The organism is Streptomyces sp. NPDC005263, assembly GCF_042872365.1.
Classification (GTDB): domain Bacteria; phylum Actinomycetota; class Actinomycetes; order Streptomycetales; family Streptomycetaceae; genus Streptomyces.
The window spans coordinates 1,027,569-1,045,882 of record NZ_JBIAKJ010000003.1 but is presented as its reverse complement, the minus strand read 5'-3'; the positions used below and the strand labels follow the sequence as shown (position 1 = coordinate 1,045,882).

The window sequence follows — 18,314 nt, the reverse complement described above, 5'->3', positions numbered from 1 at the left end:
GCCAGAACGGGGCCGGTCTTGTGTGTGGACTTACGTGTGAGTAGTTAGCAACGTGCCGGATTGCTCACCCGAATAGGGTGGGAAGGCTCCACCGGTACACCCCGCAGGTACAGCACAGGCACCCCGGGGATGCCACGCAGGACCCACCTCCCCACAGCCATCCGCCCACCCACGTTGACGCGGACAGGAGCGGTCATGCCCGCCACGCACCACTCGCCAGCACCCCCGACACCCAGCAACGGAACGCACCCGGTGCGCCCGGTCGACGGCCCGCCCGTCCCGGAGCCACCCTCCGCGGGCGGCGGCACGGCCGTCGGGCGCATACCCGTCCTCGACGTCCGCCCGGTGGTCCAGCGCGGCCGCAGGCCCGCCAAGGCGGTCACCGGCGAGACGTTCGAGATCTCGGCCACCGTGTTCCGCGAGGGGCACGACGCGGTCGCCGCCAATGTCGTCCTGACCGACCCCGAGGGCCGGCACGGGCCGTGGACTCCGATGCGGGAACTGGCCCCGGGCACCGACCGCTGGGGCGCCACCGTCACCGCCGGCGAACCCGGCCAGTGGTCGTACACGGTGGAGGCCTGGAGCGATCCCGTCACCACCTGGCGGCGGCACGCGCAGATCAAGATCCCGGCGGGGATGGACGTCGAACTGGTCCTGGAGGAGGGCGCGCGGCTGTACGAGCGGGCGGCCGCCGGTGTCCCCAAGAAGGGCAAACGGCAGGTTCTGCGCGCCGCCGTCGACACCCTCAGGGACGAGAACCGGTCCGCCGCCGCCCGGTTGGCCGCGGCGTTGACGCCGGAGGTGGACGCGGTCCTGGCCCGGTATCCGTTGCGGGAACTGGTCACCGCCTCGGACCCGCTGCCCCTGCTCGTCGAGCGGGAACGGGCCCTGTACGGCGCCTGGTACGAGTTCTTCCCCCGCTCGGAAGGCACCCCCGACACACCCCACGGCACCTTCCGCACCGCCGCCCGCAGACTGCCCGCGATCGCCCGGATGGGCTTCGACGTCGTCTACCTGCCGCCCATCCACCCCATCGGGCACACCTTCCGCAAGGGCCGCAACAACACCCTCTCGCCCACACCCGACGACGTCGGCGTGCCCTGGGCGATCGGCTCCCCCGAGGGCGGCCACGACGCCGTCCACCCGGACCTGGGCACCCTCGAGGACTTCGACTGGTTCGTGGAGCAGGCCCGGGATCTGGGCATGGAGGTGGCCCTGGACTTCGCCCTGCAGTGCTCCCCCGACCACCCCTGGGTGCAGAAACATCCGGAGTGGTTCCACCACCGGCCGGACGGGACGATCGCGTACGCGGAGAACCCGCCGAAGAAGTACCAGGACATCTACCCCATCGCCTTCGACGCGGACTTCGAGGGCCTCGTCGCCGAGACCCTGCGGGTGCTGCGGCACTGGATGGCCCACGGGGTGCGGATCTTCCGGGTCGACAACCCGCACACCAAACCCGTCGTGTTCTGGGAACGCGTGATCGCCGACATCAACCGCACCGACCCCGACGTGATCTTCCTGGCCGAGGCGTTCACCCGGCCGGCGATGATGCACACGCTGGCCCAGATCGGCTTCCAGCAGTCCTACACCTACTTCACCTGGCGTACCACCAAGGACGAACTCACCGAGTACCTGACCGAACTGTCCGGCGAGGCCGCCTCGTACATGCGGCCCAACTTCTTCACCAACACCCCCGACATCCTGCACGAGTACCTCCAGCACGGCGGCCGTCCCGCCTTCGAGGTCCGCGCCGTCCTCGCCGCCACCCTCTCCCCGACCTGGGGCATCTACAGCGGCTACGAACTGTGCGAGAACACCCCCCTCAAAGAGGGCAGCGAGGAATACCTCGACTCCGAGAAGTACCAGCTCAAACCCCGCGACTGGGACACAGCCGAACACGAGGGACGCAGCCTCTCCCCCCTGATCACCCGGCTCAACACCATCCGGCGCGCGAACCCGGCCCTGCGCCAGCTGCGTGATATCCACTTCCACCAGGCGGACAAGGAAGCGGTGATCGCGTACTCGAAGCGGCAGGGATCGAACACGGTCGTGGTGGTCGCCAACCTCGACCCGGACCACACCCAGGAGGCCACGGTCTCGTTGGACATGCCGCAACTCGGCCTGGAATGGCACGAGTCGGTGCCGGTGCGCGACGAGCTCACCGGCGAGACCTATCACTGGGGCAGGGCCAATTATGTGCGCCTCGGGCCTGGCGGGGCACACGTGCTTACGGTCGGCCGAGGGTCCGAGGGCCGCGAGGCGGGAACCACCGACGTCGCGCCACCGGAGGAGCACAGCACCGTCCTGCGACCGTCCACCCCGCAGATCGGAGGGTCACCCACAACATGATCGTCAACGAGCCCGTCCAGGACACCTTCGAGGACACTCCCGTCAAGGACCGGGACCCCGAGTGGTTCAAGCGCGCCGTCTTCTACGAGGTCCTCGTCCGCTCCTTCCAGGACAGCAACGGCGACGGCGTCGGCGACCTCAAGGGCCTGACCGCGAAACTCGACTACCTGCAGTGGCTGGGCGTCGACTGCCTGTGGCTGCCGCCCTTCTTCAAGTCACCCCTCCGTGACGGCGGGTACGACGTCTCGGACTACACCGCCGTGCTGCCGGAGTTCGGTGACCTCGCCGACTTCGTGGAGTTCGTGGACTCCGCCCACCACCGTGGCATGCGCGTCATCATCGACTTCGTCATGAACCACACCAGCGACCAGCACCCGTGGTTCCAGGAGTCCCGCAACAACCCCGACGGCCCCTACGGCGACTACTACGTCTGGGCCGACGACGACAAGCAGTTCCAGGACGCCCGGATCATCTTCGTCGACACCGAGGCCTCCAACTGGACCTTCGACCCGGTGCGCAAGCAGTACTACTGGCACCGCTTCTTCTCCCACCAGCCGGACCTCAACTACGAGAACCCGGCGGTCCAGGAGGAGATCACCTCCGCGCTGAAGTTCTGGCTGGACCTGGGCATCGACGGATTCAGGCTCGACGCGGTGCCGTACCTCTACCAGGAGGAGGGCACCAACTGCGAGAACCTCCCGGCGACCCATGAGTTCCTCAAAAGGGTCCGCAAGGAGATCGACGCCTCCTACCCGGACACGGTGCTGCTGGCGGAGGCGAACCAGTGGCCGGAGGACGTCGTCGACTACTTCGGCGACTACGCCTCCGGCGGCGACGAATGCCACATGGCGTTCCACTTCCCGGTCATGCCCCGCATCTTCATGGCGGTCCGCCGCGAATCCCGCTACCCCGTCTCGGAAATCCTCGCGAAGACCCCGGCCATCCCCTCGAACTGCCAGTGGGGCATCTTCCTGCGCAACCACGACGAGCTCACCCTCGAAATGGTCACCGACGAAGAACGCGACTACATGTGGGCGGAATACGCCAAGGACCCCCGCATGCGCGCCAACATCGGCATCCGCCGGCGCCTGGCCCCCCTCCTCGACAACGACCGCAACCAGATCGAACTCTTCACGGCCCTGCTGCTGTCGCTGCCGGGCTCGCCGATCCTCTACTACGGCGACGAGATCGGCATGGGCGACAACATCTGGCTCGGCGACCGGGACGCCGTACGCACCCCGATGCAGTGGACCCCGGACCGCAACGCCGGATTCTCGTCCTGTGATCCGGGGCGGCTGTACCTCCCCACGATCATGGACCCGGTCCACGGCTATCAGGTGACGAACGTCGAGGCGTCGATGGCCTCGCCGTCCTCGCTGCTGCACTGGACCCGCCGCATGATCGAGATCCGCAAGCAGAACCCCGCCTTCGGACTGGGGTCGTACACGGAACTCCCGTCGTCCAATCCGGCGGTGATCGCTTTCCTGCGGGAGTACGAGGACGATCTCGTCCTGTGCGTGAACAACTTCTCCCGGTTCGCGCAGCCGACGGAGCTGGATCTCAGCGCCTTCGGAGGGCGGCACCCGGTCGAACTGTTCGGCGGGGTCCGTTTCCCGGCCATCGGAGAGCTGCCCTACTTGTTGACTCTGGGCGGTCACGGCTTTTACTGGTTCCGGCTCCGCAAGGACGCCGCCTAGGGCATGTGCGCCCGGTCGAACCCCGGGCGGGGCGGTTTCCCCCGTCCCGCCCTGGGCACGCAGTAGTAACACCCCGACCACGGGGAAAGGACGCGACGCCATGTCGGAATCCGTCACTCGTACCGTCACATCCAGTTCCGGCAGCCCCGACCTTCTCGCGTCACTGGATCCGCTGCTGCGGGAGTGGCTGCCCAGGCAGCGCTGGTTCGCGGGCAAGGGGCGTCCGGTCGCCGGGTTCTCCCTGGTGGCTGCCACCGAACTGCTGCCACCCACCGCCAGCCAAGGCCTCTACCACCTGCTGGTGCGCGCCCACCAGCCGCTCGCCCTGGGCTCCGCGCCCCACCCCGGCGACTGCTACCAGCTCCTGATAGGCGTGCGCGAGGCGCTGCCCCCCAGGCTGGCGCCCGCGCTGATCGGCCACGTCGACGAGGGCCCGCTCGCCGGACACACGGTGTACGAGGCCCTGCACGACCCCCGGCCCGCCGAACTGCTCCTGGAGGCGCTGCGCACCCAGGCCCGCATCGGCGGGCTGCGCTTCGAACGGGACCCGCGGCAGGAGATCAGGGACGGACTGGTGCCGCGCCTGATGACCGCCGAGCAGTCCAACTCGTCGATCGTCTATGGAGATACGTTCATCCTCAAGCTCTTGCGCCGGGTCGTGCCCGGCGTCAATCCCGACCTGGAGCTGCCGCTGGCGCTGGCCCGGGAGGACTGCCCCAGGGTGCCCGCGCCGACGGGGTGGATACGGGCGGAGCTGGCCGGGGAGTCGTACGTCCTGGGTGTGCTCCAGCCGTTCGTGCAGGGCGCGAGTGACGGCTGGGAGCTGGCGCTGCGGGAGCTGGCCAAGAGCGAGGACTTCAGCGCGGAGGCACGGGCGCTGGGACGCGCCACGGCCGAGGTGCACACCGCGCTGGCCCGCGCGCTGCCCACCGCGACCCTCGGACACACCCAGCTGAACATGCTGGTCGACGGCATGATCGAACGTCTGGAGGCGGCCACGCAGGCGGTGCCCGCGCTCCGGCCGTACGAGCCCGGACTGCGCTCCGCCTTCACCGCCCTCGCCGACCTGGCCGACGAGGGCCGTACCTGGACCGCGCAGCGCGTCCACGGCGATCTGCACCTGGGGCAGTGTCTGCGCTCGCCCGCCGGACAGTGGTCCTTGATCGACTTCGAAGGTGAGCCGTCCAAGCCGCTCGCCGAGCGCCGGATGCCGCAGCCGACGGCCCGGGACATCGCGGGGATGCTGCGCTCCTTCGACTACGCGGCGCTCTCCGCCGACCCCCCGTCCCCGGGCTGGGCCCAGACCTGCCGGGCCGCCTACTGCTCGGGATATGCCGAGGTCAGCGGCGTGGATCCGCGGATGGACCCGGTGCTGCTGCGGGCCTGCGAGACGGACAAGGCGATCTACGAGGTCGTCTACGAGGCCCGGCACCGCCCCGACTGGCTGCCCGTACCGATGGCCGCGATAGAGCGGTACGTCGCATCCGACCTGATCTGACCGACAGAGTTTCGCCGAGGAGGCTTTCCCCGTGACGCCCCGCCCCCCGTCCAGCGGTCCGGATCCGAAGAAGACGGCTGCGAAAGCCCGGAAGAAGAGCGAGAACGCGGCCGAGAACATGACCGAGAACACGACGGAGAACACGGCTGAGAAGAAGCCCGCGAAGAAGAACGTCAAGAAGAGTGTGAAGAAGGCCGCCGAGAAGGCCGCCGCGAAGGCGGTGGCCGCGGAGAGCGTCGCGAAGAAGACGGTCACGAAGAAGGCCACGGCCAAGAAGGCCACGGCCAAGGAGACCGCGCCCGCCGCGAAGAAGGCCGCCGCCGCGAAGAAGACCACCCCGAAGAAGACCTCCGCTGTGGCGAAGAAAGCCACCACGAAGAAGGTCACCGTCAAGAATCTCGCCGCCAAGAAGGTCACCGCGAAGGCGGTCCCCGCGCCCGAGCCCGCCGTGTCGCCGGAGGCATCCGCCGGTGACCGCGAGCGGCTGCTCGCCGGTACCCATCACGCCCCGCACGACGTGCTCGGCGCCCATCCGGTGCCCGGTGGGGTCGCCTTCCGGGCGTTCCGGCCGTACGCGCGGTCCGTGACGGTCGTCGCCGGTGATCTGCGGGCGGAGTTGCAGGACGACGGGGACGGGTTCTTCTCGGGTCTGCTGCCACTGCGGGACGTTCCGGCGTACCGCCTGCTCGTGGAGTACGAGGGGGCGGCACAGGACACCGAGGACGCGTACCGCTTCCTGCCCGCGCTCGGTGATCTGGACCTGCATCTGATCGGCGAGGGGCGGCACGAGGAGCTGTGGCGGGCGCTCGGGGCGCACCCGATGACGCATGACGGTGTGGCCGGGACCCGGTTCACGGTGTGGGCGCCGAACGCGCGGGGCGTGCGGGTGGCCGGCACCTTCAACTTCTGGGACAGTTCGGCGTTCCCGATGCGCTCGCTCGGCGGCACCGGTGTCTGGGAGCTGTTCGTGCCCGGCATCGGCGAGGGCGAGCTGTACAAGTTCGAGATCACCCGGCCCGACGGTTCGAAGACGCTGCGCGCCGATCCGATGGCCCGCCGCACGGAGGTCCCGCCCAGCACGTCGTCCATCGTGACCTCGTCGAGCTACCAGTGGGGTGACGAGGAGTGGCTGGCGCGCCGCACCGGCGCCCCCGCGCACGAGGCGCCCTTCTCGGTCTACGAGATCCATCTCCCGTCCTGGCGACCGGGACTGACGTACCGTCAGCTCGCCGAGCAGCTGCCGGCGTACGTCAAGGACATGGGCTTCACCCATGTGGAACTGATGCCGGTCGCCGAGCATCCCTTCGGCGGGTCCTGGGGCTATCAGGTCACCGGCTTCTACGCCCCCACCGCCCGGCTCGGCACCCCGGACGACTTCAAACACCTCGTCGACGCCCTGCACCGGGCCGGAATCGGCGTGATCATGGACTGGGTGCCGGCGCACTTCCCGCGCGACGAGTGGGCGCTCGCGGAGTTCGACGGGCGTCCGCTGTACGAGCACGAGGATCCGCTGCGGTCCGCGCATCCCGACTGGGGCACGCTGGAGTTCGACTACGGCCGCCGCGAGGTGCGCAACTTCCTGGTCGCCAACGCGGTGTACTGGTGCGAGGAGTTCCACATCGACGGGCTGCGGGTGGACGCGGTCGCCTCGATGCTCTACCTCGACTACTCGCGCGAGCCCGGCCAGTGGGTTCCGAACGAGCACGGCGGCCGGGAGAACCTGGACGCGGTGGCCTTCCTCCAGGAGATGAACGCGACCGTGTACCGGCGGGTGCCGGGCGTGGTGACGGTGGCGGAGGAGTCCACGGCCTGGGACGGCGTCACCCGCGCCACCCACCACCTGGGCCCGGGCGGCTTCGGGGGCCTCGGTTTCGGGCTGAAGTGGAACATGGGCTGGATGCACGACTCGCTCGACTACGTGAGCCATGAGCCGGTGCACCGCAAGTACCACCACGGTGAGATGACGTTCTCGATGGTGTACGCGTACAGCGAGAACTACGTGCTGCCGATCTCGCACGACGAGGTCGTGCACGGCAAGGGGTCGCTGGTGTCGAAGATGCCGGGTGACTGGTGGCAGCAGCGGGCGAATCTCCGTGCCTACCTGGGCTTCATGTGGGCCCATCCCGGCAAGCAACTCCTGTTCATGGGGCAGGAGTTCGCGCAGGGCGCGGAGTGGTCCGAGGCGCACGGGCCGGACTGGTGGCTGCTGGACCCGGCGTACGGGGCGGAGGCCGACCACCGGGGCGTCCGTGATCTGGTGCGGGACCTCAACACCGTCTACCGGCACACCCCGGCGATGTGGCAGCGCGACACCGACCCCGCCGGGTTCCAGTGGGTGGTGGGGGACGCCGCCGAGGACAACGTCTTCGCCTTCCTGCGGTACGACGCGGACGGTGTCCCGCTGCTGGCGGTGTCCAACTTCGCTCCGGTCGTCCGCCACGACTACCGTCTGGGGGTTCCGGACGATGTGCCCGCCTGGTACGAGGCTCTCAACACGGACGCCGGGCGGTACGGGGGTGGTGATGTCACCAACGCGGACGCGGTGAAGCCGGAGGCTATGGCGTGGCACGGTCGGCCGGCCAGCGTGTGTGTGACGCTGCCGCCGCTGGCGACGGTCTGGCTGCGGCCGGCGTAGGGGTTCTCGCCCCCGCCGCCCCTACCCGTCCCGTCCTTCGGGGGCGCTGCCCCCGGGCCCCCGCTCCTCAAACGCCGGAGGGGCTGAAAAAGACAGTCCCCTCCGGCATTGAGGGCGAGGCTCCTTCAGGGAGCAGTCGCGAACGCCTCTGCCAGCGGTGCCGGGAGGGGCTCGGTGTGCAGTACGCCGAGGCGTTGGGTCGCCCTGGTCAGGGCCACGTACAGGTCGCTGGTGCCGTACTGTCCGGGTTCGACCACCAGCACGGAGTCGAACTCCAGGCCCTTGGACTGGCGCGGGTCGAGGAGGACGACCGTCCGCGTCAGGTCGGGTTCCTCGCCCGCCGTCACCCCGTCCAGGCGGGCCGCCAGCCCGCGGTGCAGCGCGCGCGGCGCGATGACGGCCAGCCGGCCCTCGTCGGGGGTCAGCTCCGCCACCGCCTTCGCCACGGCGCCGGGGAGGTCGTCGGTGGCGCGCACCCAGGGTCGTACCCCTGTCGACCGCACCGAACTCGGCGGTTCGAAGCCGGGATGCTCCGCGCGCACCACGGCCGCCGCCACGTCCATGATCTCGGCCGGGGTTCGGTAGTTGACCCTCAGCCGGATGTGCTCCCAGCGGTCCTCGACGTACGGCGCGAGGATGCCCGCCCAGGAGCCGACGCCCGCCGCCTCCGCGGTCTGCGCCGGGTCGCCGACCAGGGTCATCGAGCGGGTCGGGCTGCGCCGCATGAGCAACCGCCAGGCCATCGGCGACAGTTCCTGCGCCTCGTCGACGATGATGTGGCCGAACGCCCAGGTGCGGTCGGCCGCCGCGCGCTCGGCGGCGCTGCGGTGGTCGTCCTCCTCGTGCCGTTCGGCGAAGCGTTCGGCGTCGATGATGTCGTGCGCGGACAGGACCTCGGAGTCCTCCTCTTCCTTGTCCTCGAACTCGTAGGTCCGGGACGCGTAGGAGACATCCAGCACCCCCTGGGCGTACGCGATCTGCGTCTCCCGCTCCCGCTCCGCGCGGGCCCGCGCCAACCGGTCGTCCTCGCCCAGCAGTTCGGCGGCCTCGTCGAGCAGCGGTACGTCCGAGACGGTCCACGCCCGGGTCACCGGGCGGCGGACGGCGGCCGCGTCCTGGTCGCCGAGGTACCTCTCGGGCGCGGCGAGGAAGTCCGCGACCAGGCGCCGCGGGGTCACCCGGGGCCACAACTGGTCGATCGCCGACCAGACTTCGGGGTTCTCGGCGAGTTCGTCGCGGATCTGGGTGATGTCGCTCGGGTCGAGCAGGTTGGATCCGTCGTAGGGGTCCGTGCCGATGCGCTCGGCGACCATGTCGGTGAGCGTGTTGAGGATGTGACCCTCGAAGTACTCGCGCGCCGCGTTGTGCTGGAGCCCCGCGGCCCGGGTGCGCTCGCGGGCCATGTTCACCAGGTCGTCGTCGAGCATCAGGATCTCGCGGTCGTGTTCGATCGCGATCACCGGGTCGGGCAGCGCCTGCCGGTCGCGTACGACGGCGGCGAGGACGTCGGCCATGTCGGCGCGGCCCTTCACCGCGGCCGCCTCCGGAGTGTCGGTCGCCGTCGCCTTCACCCCGGGGTACAGCTCACCGACCGTGGCCAGCAGGACGCCGGTCTCGCCCAGCGAGGGCAGCACCTCGCCGATGTAGCCGAGGAAGGCGGGGTTGGGGCCGACGATCAGGACGGCCCGCTTGGCGAGCAGCTCCCGGTGTTCGTACAGCAGATAGGCGGCCCGGTGCAGGGCGACCGCCGTCTTGCCGGTGCCGGGGCCGCCCTCGACCACCCGCACCCCCCGGTGCGGGGCCCGGATGATCTCGTCCTGCTCGGCCTGGATGGTCTGCACGATGTCACTCATCCGGCCGGTGCGGGCGGAGTTGAGCGCGGCGAGCAGCACGGCGTCGCCGGTCGGGTCCTCGTGGCCGGTGCGGGTGGCGTCGCCGAGGTCGAGGATCTCGTCGTGCAGGTGGGTGACCGTGCGGCCCTCGGTGGTGATGTGCCTGCGCCGGCCGATGCCCATCGGGGTGTGGCCGGTCGCCAGGTAGAAGGGGCGGGCGACGTCGGCCCGCCAGTCGATCAGGATCGGGGTGTGCTCGGCGTCGTCGGTGCGCAGACCGATCCGGCCGATGTGGTGGGTGACGCCGGAGGTGAGGTCGATCCGGCCGAAGCAGAGCGAACCGTCCACCGCGTTCAGCGCGGACAGCAGTCCCGAGCGCTCGGCGACCAGGATGTCCCGCTCCAGCCGGGCCTGCTGGGGCGTGTTGCCCTGGGCGAGCGCGTCCGTGACCGAGACCTCGGTGTCGCCGCGCAGGGCGTCCACGCGCGCGTACAGCCCGTCGATGAATTCCTGTTCGCGCGTCAATTCACGATCTGGAAAGTCGGTGTTTGACAATTCCACTCCCGCCCGGATATACTCTGCTCACTAAACCTCATTCGCGACCAATTCCCGTGAAGTCGCGAACCATTGAATATACGCAGAGAAATCCCCCGAGCGCAATTGCTCGGGGGATTTGTTGTGCGGGGGGAGCTCGGTCCCGGGGCTCGTCCGAGGCCGGTCCGGGCAGCTCGTCGGGGCTCAGAGGACGTCGGCCAGCTCCTCCAGCAGCCGCCGCTTCGGCCGGGCCCCCACCATCGACTTCACCGGCTCACCGCCGCGGAACACCATGAACGTCGGCATCGACAGCACCCGGTACGCGTTCGTGGTCTCCGGGTTGGTGTCCACGTCCAGCTGGACCACCTTGAGCCGCTCGCCCTCCTCTACGGCGAGGGCGCTGAGCACCGGCCCCATCTGCCGGCACGGCGGACACCAGTCGGCGGTGAACTCCACCAGCACCGGCAGCTCGGCGCCGACCACCTCCGTCTCGAAGTCCGCGTCCGTCACCTCGGCCACACCAGCCGCCTTGATCATCTGAGGTTCCCTCCCAGTTCGCACCCTGGCTCCGGACCACCCGGAACCTCCGCGCCGGCCGCCAGCTCGTCACGCGCCCGCTCGGCCCTCGCCAGCTGCGTCCCGACCTGCTCCCGCACCGCCCGCAGCTCACCGATCAGCGCGTCGAGCTCGTCCAGCTTGCGCCGGTAGACCGCGAGCGAGGCGGGACACCTGTCGCCCTCCGGGTGACCGGCCCGCAGACACTCCACGAACGGCCGCGTCTCCTCCAGGTCGAACCCGAAGTCCTGCAGCGTCCTGATCTGCCGCAGCAGCTTCAGGTCGTCCTCGTCGTAGGTGCGGTAACCGTTGCCGCTCCGCCTCGCGGGCAGCAGACCCCGTGACTCGTAGTACCGCAGCGTCCGGGTCGTGGTCCCGGCCCGCGCGGCCAGCTCGCCGATGCGCATGCGTACGAACCTAAGCCTTGACGCCGACGTCAAGGCAACGGCGTCCCGCCGCGGCGACAGGGGTTCCTCTGCGGCCGCCGCACTCGCCCGGTCGCCCGGTCGGTCGGTCGTTCGTCCGTTCGTTCGTTCGGGTTTGGGTGACCGCTCGTCGCCGCTCCGGGTGGTCCGACAAGGAGGACCACTGTCGACGGTGACGTCCTGTGCCAGTCTTTTTGACGCCGGGTCAGTTTCCGTGTGTGCACATCGGCCACGCGTCGCACCGGCCCGCGTCGTTCCCTTCTCCCCCACGAAAGGCGTGCGACGAATGAGAACATCCGCTGTGTCCCTGCGCACGAAGGCCGCCGTGGCGCTCGCCGCCACCGGACTGATCTGTACCGCTCTCGCCGCCGTGCCCCAGGCAGCGGGCGCCGAGACCCCGCATCGCGCCGACACCCTCTCCGACCCCTCAGGCCGCACTCCGGCGGTCGCCCGGCGAGTCACCGGTCCGCAACTCTTCGACGACTTCAACTACGTCAATTACACCGATCCGTCCCTCACCCAGCACGGCTGGACCCTGCGGTCCGGGCAAGGCGGTCCGGGCGTGGCGGGTGCCACCTGGAAGCCGCAGAACATCACCTTCGCCACCGAGTCCGGCAACTCGATCATGACCCTGCGCTCCGGCACCAACGGCACCGCCGCCGGCACCGAGCAGGCCGAGATCCACAACGAGCGCAAGTTCCTGTACGGCACCTACGCCGCCCGGGTCCGCTTCAGCGACTTCCCGGTGTTGGGGCCGGACGGCGACCACATGGTGCAGACGTTCTTCACCATCTCACCGCTGAACTACCCGCTGGACCCGGACTACAGCGAACTCGACTTCGAGTACCTGCCGAACGGCGGCTGGGGCATCCCCTCCAGCGCCCTGCTCGCCACCTCCTGGGAGACCTACTCGGAGAACCCGCCGCAGGAGGTGAACGTCTCCACCCAGGAGCGCGCGAGCTTCGCCGGCTGGCACAACCTCGTCATCACGGTGGACAGCACGAGCGTCACGTACTACATCGACGGCAGACTGTTCGCCGCGCACAGCGACCCCTATGTGCCCGAGTCGTCGATGGCCATCCACTTCAACCACTGGCTGATCGACCTGCTGGGAGTGAACGGCCGCAAGTCGCGGGCCTACGAGGAAAGGGTCGACTACGTCTACTTCGCCCAGGACCAGGTGCTGACCCCGGCCCAGGTGCAGACCGCCGTCGACAACTACCGGGCGTTGGATGTCACCTTCGAGGACACCGTCTGAGCCGAGCCGGCCCCGCCCCGCGAACGGCGGATCCCGGGACGCCGTCTAGGACGACTCGGGCAGGCGGTCCGCGGCGGCGAGGGGCAGCCGGGCGGTGAAGGTGGTGCCCCGGCCCTCCTCGGAGTGCACCTCCATCTCGCCGCCGTGGTTCGCCACGATCGTACGGACGATGGTCAGTCCCAGGCCGGTGCCCGGAATGGCCGCGTCGGTGGCGTTGGACGCGCGGAAGAAGCGCTCGAAGAGCTTGCGCTGCTCCGCTTCGGGAATTCCGATCCCGGTGTCGCTGACGCTGAGGACCGCCGCGCCGTCCTGGGCGTCAGCGCGGACGGTGACGGTCCCGCCGGTCGGGGTGAACTTCACCGCGTTGGACAGCAGGTTCATCAGCACGCGGTCCAACTGGTCGCCGTCCGCCTCCAGCACCAGGGGCTGTTCGGCGCAGCGGATCTCCAACGCGACCGAGGCGGCGTCGGCGGCCGGTCTCATGGCGTCGGCCGCCGAGGCCACCAGCCGCCGCACGTCGACCGGTGCCCTCTTCGAGGTGAACGCCCCCGACTCGATGCGCGAGAGGGTGAGCAGGTCCTCGATCAGCGCCCGCAGCCGGTTCGCGTTGCGGTCGACGACGTCCAGCATGCGCATCTGCGGCGGGGTGAGCGGGCCGGTCTCCTCGTCCTTCAGCAGCTCGATGTAGCCCACGATGCTGGTCAGCGGCGTGCGCAGCTCGTGCGAGACGGTGGACAGGAAGTCGCTCTTGGCCTGGTCCAGGGCGCGCAGTTTGTCCACCAGGCGGGTCTCCTGCTCGTACAGCGAGGACGTGTACACGGCACGGCCCACGCCGCTGGCCATCGAGTCGACCATCTCGACCTCCACGGGGCGCCAGACTTTCTCCGGACGGGTCCGGGCGACGAAGACCGCGCCCAGTGGTTCCTCCCCTACACCCATCGGCGCGACCACCGCGGAGACCAGGCCCAGGGCACGGGCGGCGGCCCGTGCCTCCTCCGGCAGGCCGGTGTCGCCGTAGGAGCCCGGGGCGCCGGGCAAGGGGGACTCCTCGTCCAGGTGGGCGTCCAGCCGGTTGTAGGACCAGGTCGTTCCCTGCTGGTAATGCTCGCGCACCACCTCCGCGGGTACCGGCGGTATCGTCTGCTCCTCCGCGGGCAGCAGACCCCGCCGCGCGTTCCAGGCGCGTGCCACGGGAACGAGGGGGTTGCCCTCCTCGAGGAGCATGATGAAGACGTAGTCGGCCTGCAGGCCCTCGCCGATCCCCGTGCACGCCGTGTCGAGAACGTGGTCGACCTCGAGGTGCTCCCGGATCAGGAGGCCGGTTTTCCGGGCCATCTCCGCCAGGGCGTCGCGTTCCTCCCCGATCGCCCGCAGCCGGTCGCCCTCGTCGGCGAGCGTGTTCACCGAGCGCGCCACCGCCCTGATCTCCGACGGCCCCTCCTCCCGGGCACGTGCCGAGTGCTCCGCGTCGGTGAGCCGGTGGAGCGTCCGCTCGACGTCTCCCAGTGGTCCGATCAGGGCGCGGGTGGTGCGCAGGGACATGTACACGGCCCCGCCCACGGCCAACACCAGCACGGCGCCGAGCCCGGCGACACCGGCCCGGAACACCGTGTTGGCGTGCCGCTCCAGGTCTTGGTCCTGGTCGTTCAACTGCCGGGTGAGGCTGTCGTTGGTCCGTTCGAACGCCCGGAACCGCAGGGTCGCCTTCCGGGTGAGGGTGGCGGCCTGGTCGCTTCGCGGAGTGGCGAGCGCCTGCTGGTCGGCTACGCGCAGGTACGCCTGGATCTCTCGTTGCTGCGTCGCGACGTTGTTCTCGTCCGCGACGCCGTGTCCGCGCAGGTCCGAAATGACCGAGGGAATGCGGTTCTTGGCCGTGTGGAAGGCGGCGAGCTCTATCTGATCACCGGTGATCAGATAGCCACGGATCGAACGCTGGGCGGTGACGCTCTCGTTGCGCAGGCGCAGGTTGTCGTCCACGGCGGGATGTACCCGGTGGGTGATCCGGTCCTGCGCGGCGGACAGCCGCAGCGTGCCGATGAGCATGGCCGTGCCGGTCAGGGCGATCAGCAGGGTCAGCAGTCCGAACGCGTAGGCGAGCCGACGCGCGACGGAGCCGTGCGCCGGTATCCGGATGCCGTTCATGCACGGTCACCTCCGCCCTCTTTCGCCCGGTCGGGCGGGTCGAACCCGGTGCGGGTCATCGCGCCCCAGACCCGGGGAGCCCCGTGCAGGGCGTCCCACATGCCGCGCAGCCGCCACCATGCGGTGAGCTGGCGGTATCCGATGTTCTCGGCGGCCACCCCGACGAGGGCGCCCCAGATGTCCCGCCACCGTGTGAAGCGGTGGTAGGCGTACTCCTCGACCGCGACCGACAGCAGGCTGACCACCAGCGCGTAGGCATAGGCGGCGAGCAGGAAGTGCCACAGGAATTCCACGTTCACCGCGCCCAGCAGCACGCCCAGGGGGACCAGCACGAGACCCGCGAGCTCCACCACCGGGGCCAGCAGTTCGAAGAGCACGTAGAACGGCAGAGCCAGCAGGCCGACGCGGCCGTAGCGGGGATTGCCGATCATGCGGCGGTGCTTGAGGAGGATCTCCGTCAGGCCGCGGTGCCACCGTCGTCGCTGCCGTGCCAGGACCTTCAGTTTCGAGGGCGCCTCGCTCCAGGAGATCGGCTCGGTGACGAAGACGATGCGGTAGGCACGGCCCTGGTCGCGCATGTGCCGGTGGAGCCGGACGACCAGTTCGGCGTCCTCGCCGATGCAGTCCGGGTCCATGCCGCCGGCCGCCACCACCGCGTCCCGGCGGAAGAGGCCGAACGCGCCGGCGATGATCAGCAGACCGCCGACCTTGGACCATCCGGTACGGCCGAGGAAGAAGCCCCGCAGATATTCGACGGCCTGGACGCGCCCGAGCAGGTTCTGGGACAGATGCGGTTCGACCACCCGCCCGGCCACCACGGTGCAGCCGTTGGCGACGCCCACCACACCGCCGCTGGCGACCACCCGCGCCGGATCGTCGCCGAACGGCTTGGCCACCGTGAGCAGGGCCTGGGAGTCGAGGATCGAGTCCGCGTCCACCATGCACACCAGGGGGTAACAGGCCAGGTTGATCCCGGCGTTGAGGGCGTCGGCCTTGCCGCCGTTGTCCTTGCGGGCCACCACCAGCCGTACCGGGCCGCCCCGGGGCAGGAGGACGGAGGTGACCCGGCCGCGTACCGGTACGTCGTCGGGGACCACGTACTCCACCTCGGCGAGGTCGAAGTCGGCCCGCAGGGCGGCCACCGTGTCGTCGGTGGAGCCGTCGTCGACCACGACGACCTCGAAGACCGGATAGCGCAGCAGCAGCATGGCCCGTACCGCTTCGATGATGCCCGCCGACTCGTTGTACGCGGGCATGATCACGGACACGGGCGGGGTGAACGGACTGGCGGCTGTCTCGTCGTGGCCCGCGAACGGGGCCCGGCGCAGCCCTCTGACGATCTCCGCCAGGGCGATGGTGATCAGCACCAGGTAGACGGTGTTGATGGCCAGGAAGTAGATGATGATCACGTGGTCGCTCAGCGCGAGCAGCGAGTGCAGCATGTCCAGCGGCCAGCCCCGTGCGGCGTGGTCCACCGCGCTCACAGCGCGACCTCCGCGCGGACGTCGAGGCGGGTGCCGCCGACGGCGGCTTCGGCGAGCGCGGCCCGGGCGTGTGCGGCAGCCCTGCCGTCCGGCCGTCCGTCGGCGGCGGCCGCGGCCGAGCGCAGCGCCGCCTGTCCCCGCGGGCCGAGCCGCAGCAGCGCGCGGGCGGCGGTGGCCGCCACATGCGGATCCGTGTCGTCGAGCAGGGCCGCCAGCCGCGGTGTCGCCGCGACGGCTCCCAGGCTGCCGAGGGCGCTGACCGCCACGATGCGCAGAGCGACCGGCCGGCCGGGCAGGACGGCGGCCAGCAGCGGCTCCAGGCCGTCGGGCATGCCCAGTCTGCCCAGGGCGCGGGCGGCCCTGATCCGCACCTCGGTGTGCGGGTCGGCGCGCAGTGCGTGCACCACCTCGGCGGTGCGGGAGACCGCCCCGGTCGCCCCCAGCACCTCGGCGGCCACGGCCCGGGCGAGGTGCTCCGGGTGGTCGAGTCCGACCGCGACGAACCGCAGTCCCTCCGGCCCCAGGGCAGTCAGCGCGTGGGTGACCACACCGGGCGGTACCGTGCGCGGTCCGGTCAGGCAGGCCAGCAGGTACGGCACGGCGGCGGGGTCCTGGCAGCGGCCCAGCGCGCGTGCGGCCGCCATCCGTACCTCGGGGTCGCGGTCGGCCAGCAGACGGCACAGCGGCGGGACCGCGGGGGTGTGGGCGAGCCGCCCGAGCACCTGCGCGGCCCGCCCCCGGCGGACCGCGCTGTGGCGGGTCAGGTCGGTGACGGCGGCCGCGGTGGCGCCGCGCAGCCCGTACAGCCGGATCAGTGCGGTACGGGCTCCCCCGGAGACCTTCTCCAGCAGTTCCGCCACGTGCGGCTCCAGGGCGGACCAGGCCCGCCTGTCGATCGCGGCCAGCCGCTCCAGAAGCCGGCTTTGTTCGTCGCCCTCCGCGCACAGCAGTTCGAAGAGGAGGCCCCGTACCGGCTCCGCCGTCCGCTCCCGTCTGCGCTGCCGGTGTCTGCGGGTACCGCGGATGAGGACGATCAGCGTGCTCAGCACGATGACGACCGCCAGCAGGGACAGCACCGCAACGGTGACGAGGCCCTCGCTGATCACCGTTCGACCCGGGCGAGCAACGCGGTGACCCGGCTCGACAGCTCGCGCGGGCTGAAGGGTTTGATGATGTAGTCGTCGGCCCCCGCCTCGAAGCCGACCTCCACGTCTCCCTCCTGGGACCGTGCGGTGATCATGATGACCGGGATGTTCGCGGTCTCGGCCGCGGCGCGCAGCTCCCGGCAGACGTCGAGGCCGGACATCCCCGGCATCCGGATGTCGAGCAGGGCCAGGTCCGGCAGCTGTTCGCGCACGGCCCGCAGCGCCGCCATGCCGTCCTCCACCGCCGTGACCTCGTGACCGCTCTGCGTCAGCTTGAAGTCCACCAGGTCCCGGATGTCGGCATCGTCGTCGGCTATCAGGACACGGGCCATTACTCCTCCTGTGATGCGGAACTCCGATACCGATAGGAGTCCAGGAGCCGCGCCACGGACGACTGCCGGAACGGTTTGGCGAGCAACGCGTCCGTCGCGAGCTCGACCAGGTCCTCGGGGTCGAGCACGGAGGAGACGACGAGGTGGCACTTCTTCGTGCGCTCGTCCGCCCGCAGCCTCCGGATGACCTCGCGCCCGTCGATACCGGGCAGGAGCACGTCGATGATCACCATGTCCGGAGGGTCGGCGAAGGCCCGATCGAGGCCGGCCTCACCCGAGTCGGCGACGGTCACGTGACAGCCAAGCCCGGTGAGGTGCCGCTTCAGCAGCGCACTCACATCCGGGTCGTCCTCGATCACGAGCACACGGGGAGATTCCATCGCCGCCCTGTCTACGACGTCAGGTCGTCAAGAACAAACTAGGAT

Annotated in this window: 13 protein-coding genes; 5 read left to right on the top strand and 8 right to left on the bottom strand. The window is 70.2% G+C overall.

The annotated features are described in order from the left end of the window. The first annotated feature begins 195 nt into the window (after window positions 1–195). From ACFYRY_RS18465 to glgB, 4 genes are all read left to right on the top strand, one after another. Window positions 196–2,352, top strand: a complete 2,157-nt coding sequence (locus ACFYRY_RS18465) for an alpha-1,4-glucan--maltose-1-phosphate maltosyltransferase (protein ID WP_389146106.1) — start codon at window positions 196–198, stop codon at window positions 2,350–2,352. Beyond that, window positions 2,349–4,049, top strand: a complete 1,701-nt coding sequence (gene treS, locus ACFYRY_RS18460; protein ID WP_389146103.1) for a maltose alpha-D-glucosyltransferase — start codon at window positions 2,349–2,351, stop codon at window positions 4,047–4,049. The genes ACFYRY_RS18465 and treS overlap by 4 nt, the downstream gene beginning before the upstream one ends. Before the next feature lie 100 nt (window positions 4,050–4,149). Then, on the top strand, window positions 4,150–5,547 hold the full coding sequence (locus ACFYRY_RS18455; protein ID WP_389146101.1) for a maltokinase: 1,398 nt from the start codon (window positions 4,150–4,152) through the stop codon (window positions 5,545–5,547). Between the two features lie 31 nt (window positions 5,548–5,578). Next, window positions 5,579–8,182, top strand: a complete 2,604-nt coding sequence (gene glgB / locus ACFYRY_RS18450; protein ID WP_389146099.1) for a 1,4-alpha-glucan branching enzyme — start codon at window positions 5,579–5,581, stop codon at window positions 8,180–8,182. Window positions 8,183–8,307: 125 nt separating this feature from the next. Here glgB and ACFYRY_RS18445 read toward each other — a convergent pair whose 3' ends face one another. The 3 genes from ACFYRY_RS18445 to ACFYRY_RS18435 all read right to left on the bottom strand — a co-directional run bounded on the left by ACFYRY_RS18445 (window position 8,308) and on the right by ACFYRY_RS18435 (window position 11,510). After that, window positions 8,308–10,539, bottom strand: coding sequence for a HelD family protein (locus ACFYRY_RS18445; protein WP_389146096.1), 2,232 nt, complete (start codon window positions 10,537–10,539; stop codon window positions 8,308–8,310). Window positions 10,540–10,752: 213 nt separating this feature from the next. Beyond that, window positions 10,753–11,067 carry a thioredoxin family protein gene (locus ACFYRY_RS18440; RefSeq protein WP_389146335.1) on the bottom strand — a complete coding sequence of 105 codons (315 nt, stop codon included), beginning with the start codon at window positions 11,065–11,067 and terminating at the stop codon, window positions 10,753–10,755. A gap of 14 nt (window positions 11,068–11,081) precedes the next feature. Continuing rightward, on the bottom strand, window positions 11,082–11,510 hold the full coding sequence (locus tag ACFYRY_RS18435; RefSeq protein ID WP_389146094.1) for a MerR family transcriptional regulator: 429 nt from the start codon (window positions 11,508–11,510) through the stop codon (window positions 11,082–11,084). Between the two features lie 304 nt (window positions 11,511–11,814). Here ACFYRY_RS18435 and ACFYRY_RS18430 point away from each other — a divergent pair, with 304 nt between their 5' ends. Continuing rightward, the gene (locus tag ACFYRY_RS18430; RefSeq protein ID WP_389146091.1) at window positions 11,815–12,786 is read left to right on the top strand and encodes a glycoside hydrolase family 16 protein; all 972 of its coding nucleotides are present in this window, start codon (window positions 11,815–11,817) and stop codon (window positions 12,784–12,786) included. A gap of 45 nt (window positions 12,787–12,831) precedes the next feature. On the opposite strand, the gene ACFYRY_RS18425 is transcribed toward ACFYRY_RS18430, so the two are convergent. Genes ACFYRY_RS18425 through ACFYRY_RS18405 form a run of 5 tightly spaced genes read right to left on the bottom strand, consistent with a single transcriptional unit; the run spans window position 12,832 to window position 18,269 of the window. Further along, on the bottom strand, window positions 12,832–14,928 hold the full coding sequence (locus tag ACFYRY_RS18425) for an ATP-binding protein (RefSeq protein ID WP_389146088.1): 2,097 nt from the start codon (window positions 14,926–14,928) through the stop codon (window positions 12,832–12,834). Continuing rightward, the gene (locus ACFYRY_RS18420) at window positions 14,925–16,412 is read right to left on the bottom strand and encodes a glycosyltransferase (RefSeq protein ID WP_389146085.1); all 1,488 of its coding nucleotides are present in this window, start codon (window positions 16,410–16,412) and stop codon (window positions 14,925–14,927) included. Before ACFYRY_RS18420 ends, ACFYRY_RS18425 begins: the two co-directional genes overlap by 4 nt. Beyond that, on the bottom strand, window positions 16,409–17,518 hold the full coding sequence (locus ACFYRY_RS18415) for a HEAT repeat domain-containing protein (protein ID WP_389146082.1): 1,110 nt from the start codon (window positions 17,516–17,518) through the stop codon (window positions 16,409–16,411). The genes ACFYRY_RS18420 and ACFYRY_RS18415 overlap by 4 nt, the downstream gene beginning before the upstream one ends. Then, window positions 17,515–17,889 (bottom strand): response regulator transcription factor, encoded by a 375-nt coding sequence (locus tag ACFYRY_RS18410; protein WP_389146080.1) that lies wholly within the window; start codon window positions 17,887–17,889, stop codon window positions 17,515–17,517. Before ACFYRY_RS18410 ends, ACFYRY_RS18415 begins: the two co-directional genes overlap by 4 nt. Next, window positions 17,889–18,269, bottom strand: a complete 381-nt coding sequence (locus tag ACFYRY_RS18405; protein WP_389146077.1) for a response regulator — start codon at window positions 18,267–18,269, stop codon at window positions 17,889–17,891. The genes ACFYRY_RS18410 and ACFYRY_RS18405 overlap by 1 nt, the downstream gene beginning before the upstream one ends. Window positions 18,270–18,314 lie beyond the last annotated feature (45 nt).

Coding starts and splice junctions, on each gene's coding strand:
- ACFYRY_RS18465 (WP_389146106.1), top strand. CDS start 196: ATGCCCGCCACGCACCACTCGCCAGCACCCCCGACACCCAGCAACGGA.
- treS (WP_389146103.1), top strand. CDS start 2,349: ATGATCGTCAACGAGCCCGTCCAGGACACCTTCGAGGACACTCCCGTC.
- ACFYRY_RS18455 (WP_389146101.1), top strand. CDS start 4,150: ATGTCGGAATCCGTCACTCGTACCGTCACATCCAGTTCCGGCAGCCCC.
- ACFYRY_RS18435 (WP_389146094.1), bottom strand. CDS start 11,510: ATGCGCATCGGCGAGCTGGCCGCGCGGGCCGGGACCACGACCCGGACG.
- ACFYRY_RS18430 (WP_389146091.1), top strand. CDS start 11,815: ATGAGAACATCCGCTGTGTCCCTGCGCACGAAGGCCGCCGTGGCGCTC.
- ACFYRY_RS18425 (WP_389146088.1), bottom strand. CDS start 14,928: ATGAACGGCATCCGGATACCGGCGCACGGCTCCGTCGCGCGTCGGCTC.
- ACFYRY_RS18410 (WP_389146080.1), bottom strand. CDS start 17,889: ATGGCCCGTGTCCTGATAGCCGACGACGATGCCGACATCCGGGACCTG.
- ACFYRY_RS18405 (WP_389146077.1), bottom strand. CDS start 18,269: ATGGAATCTCCCCGTGTGCTCGTGATCGAGGACGACCCGGATGTGAGT.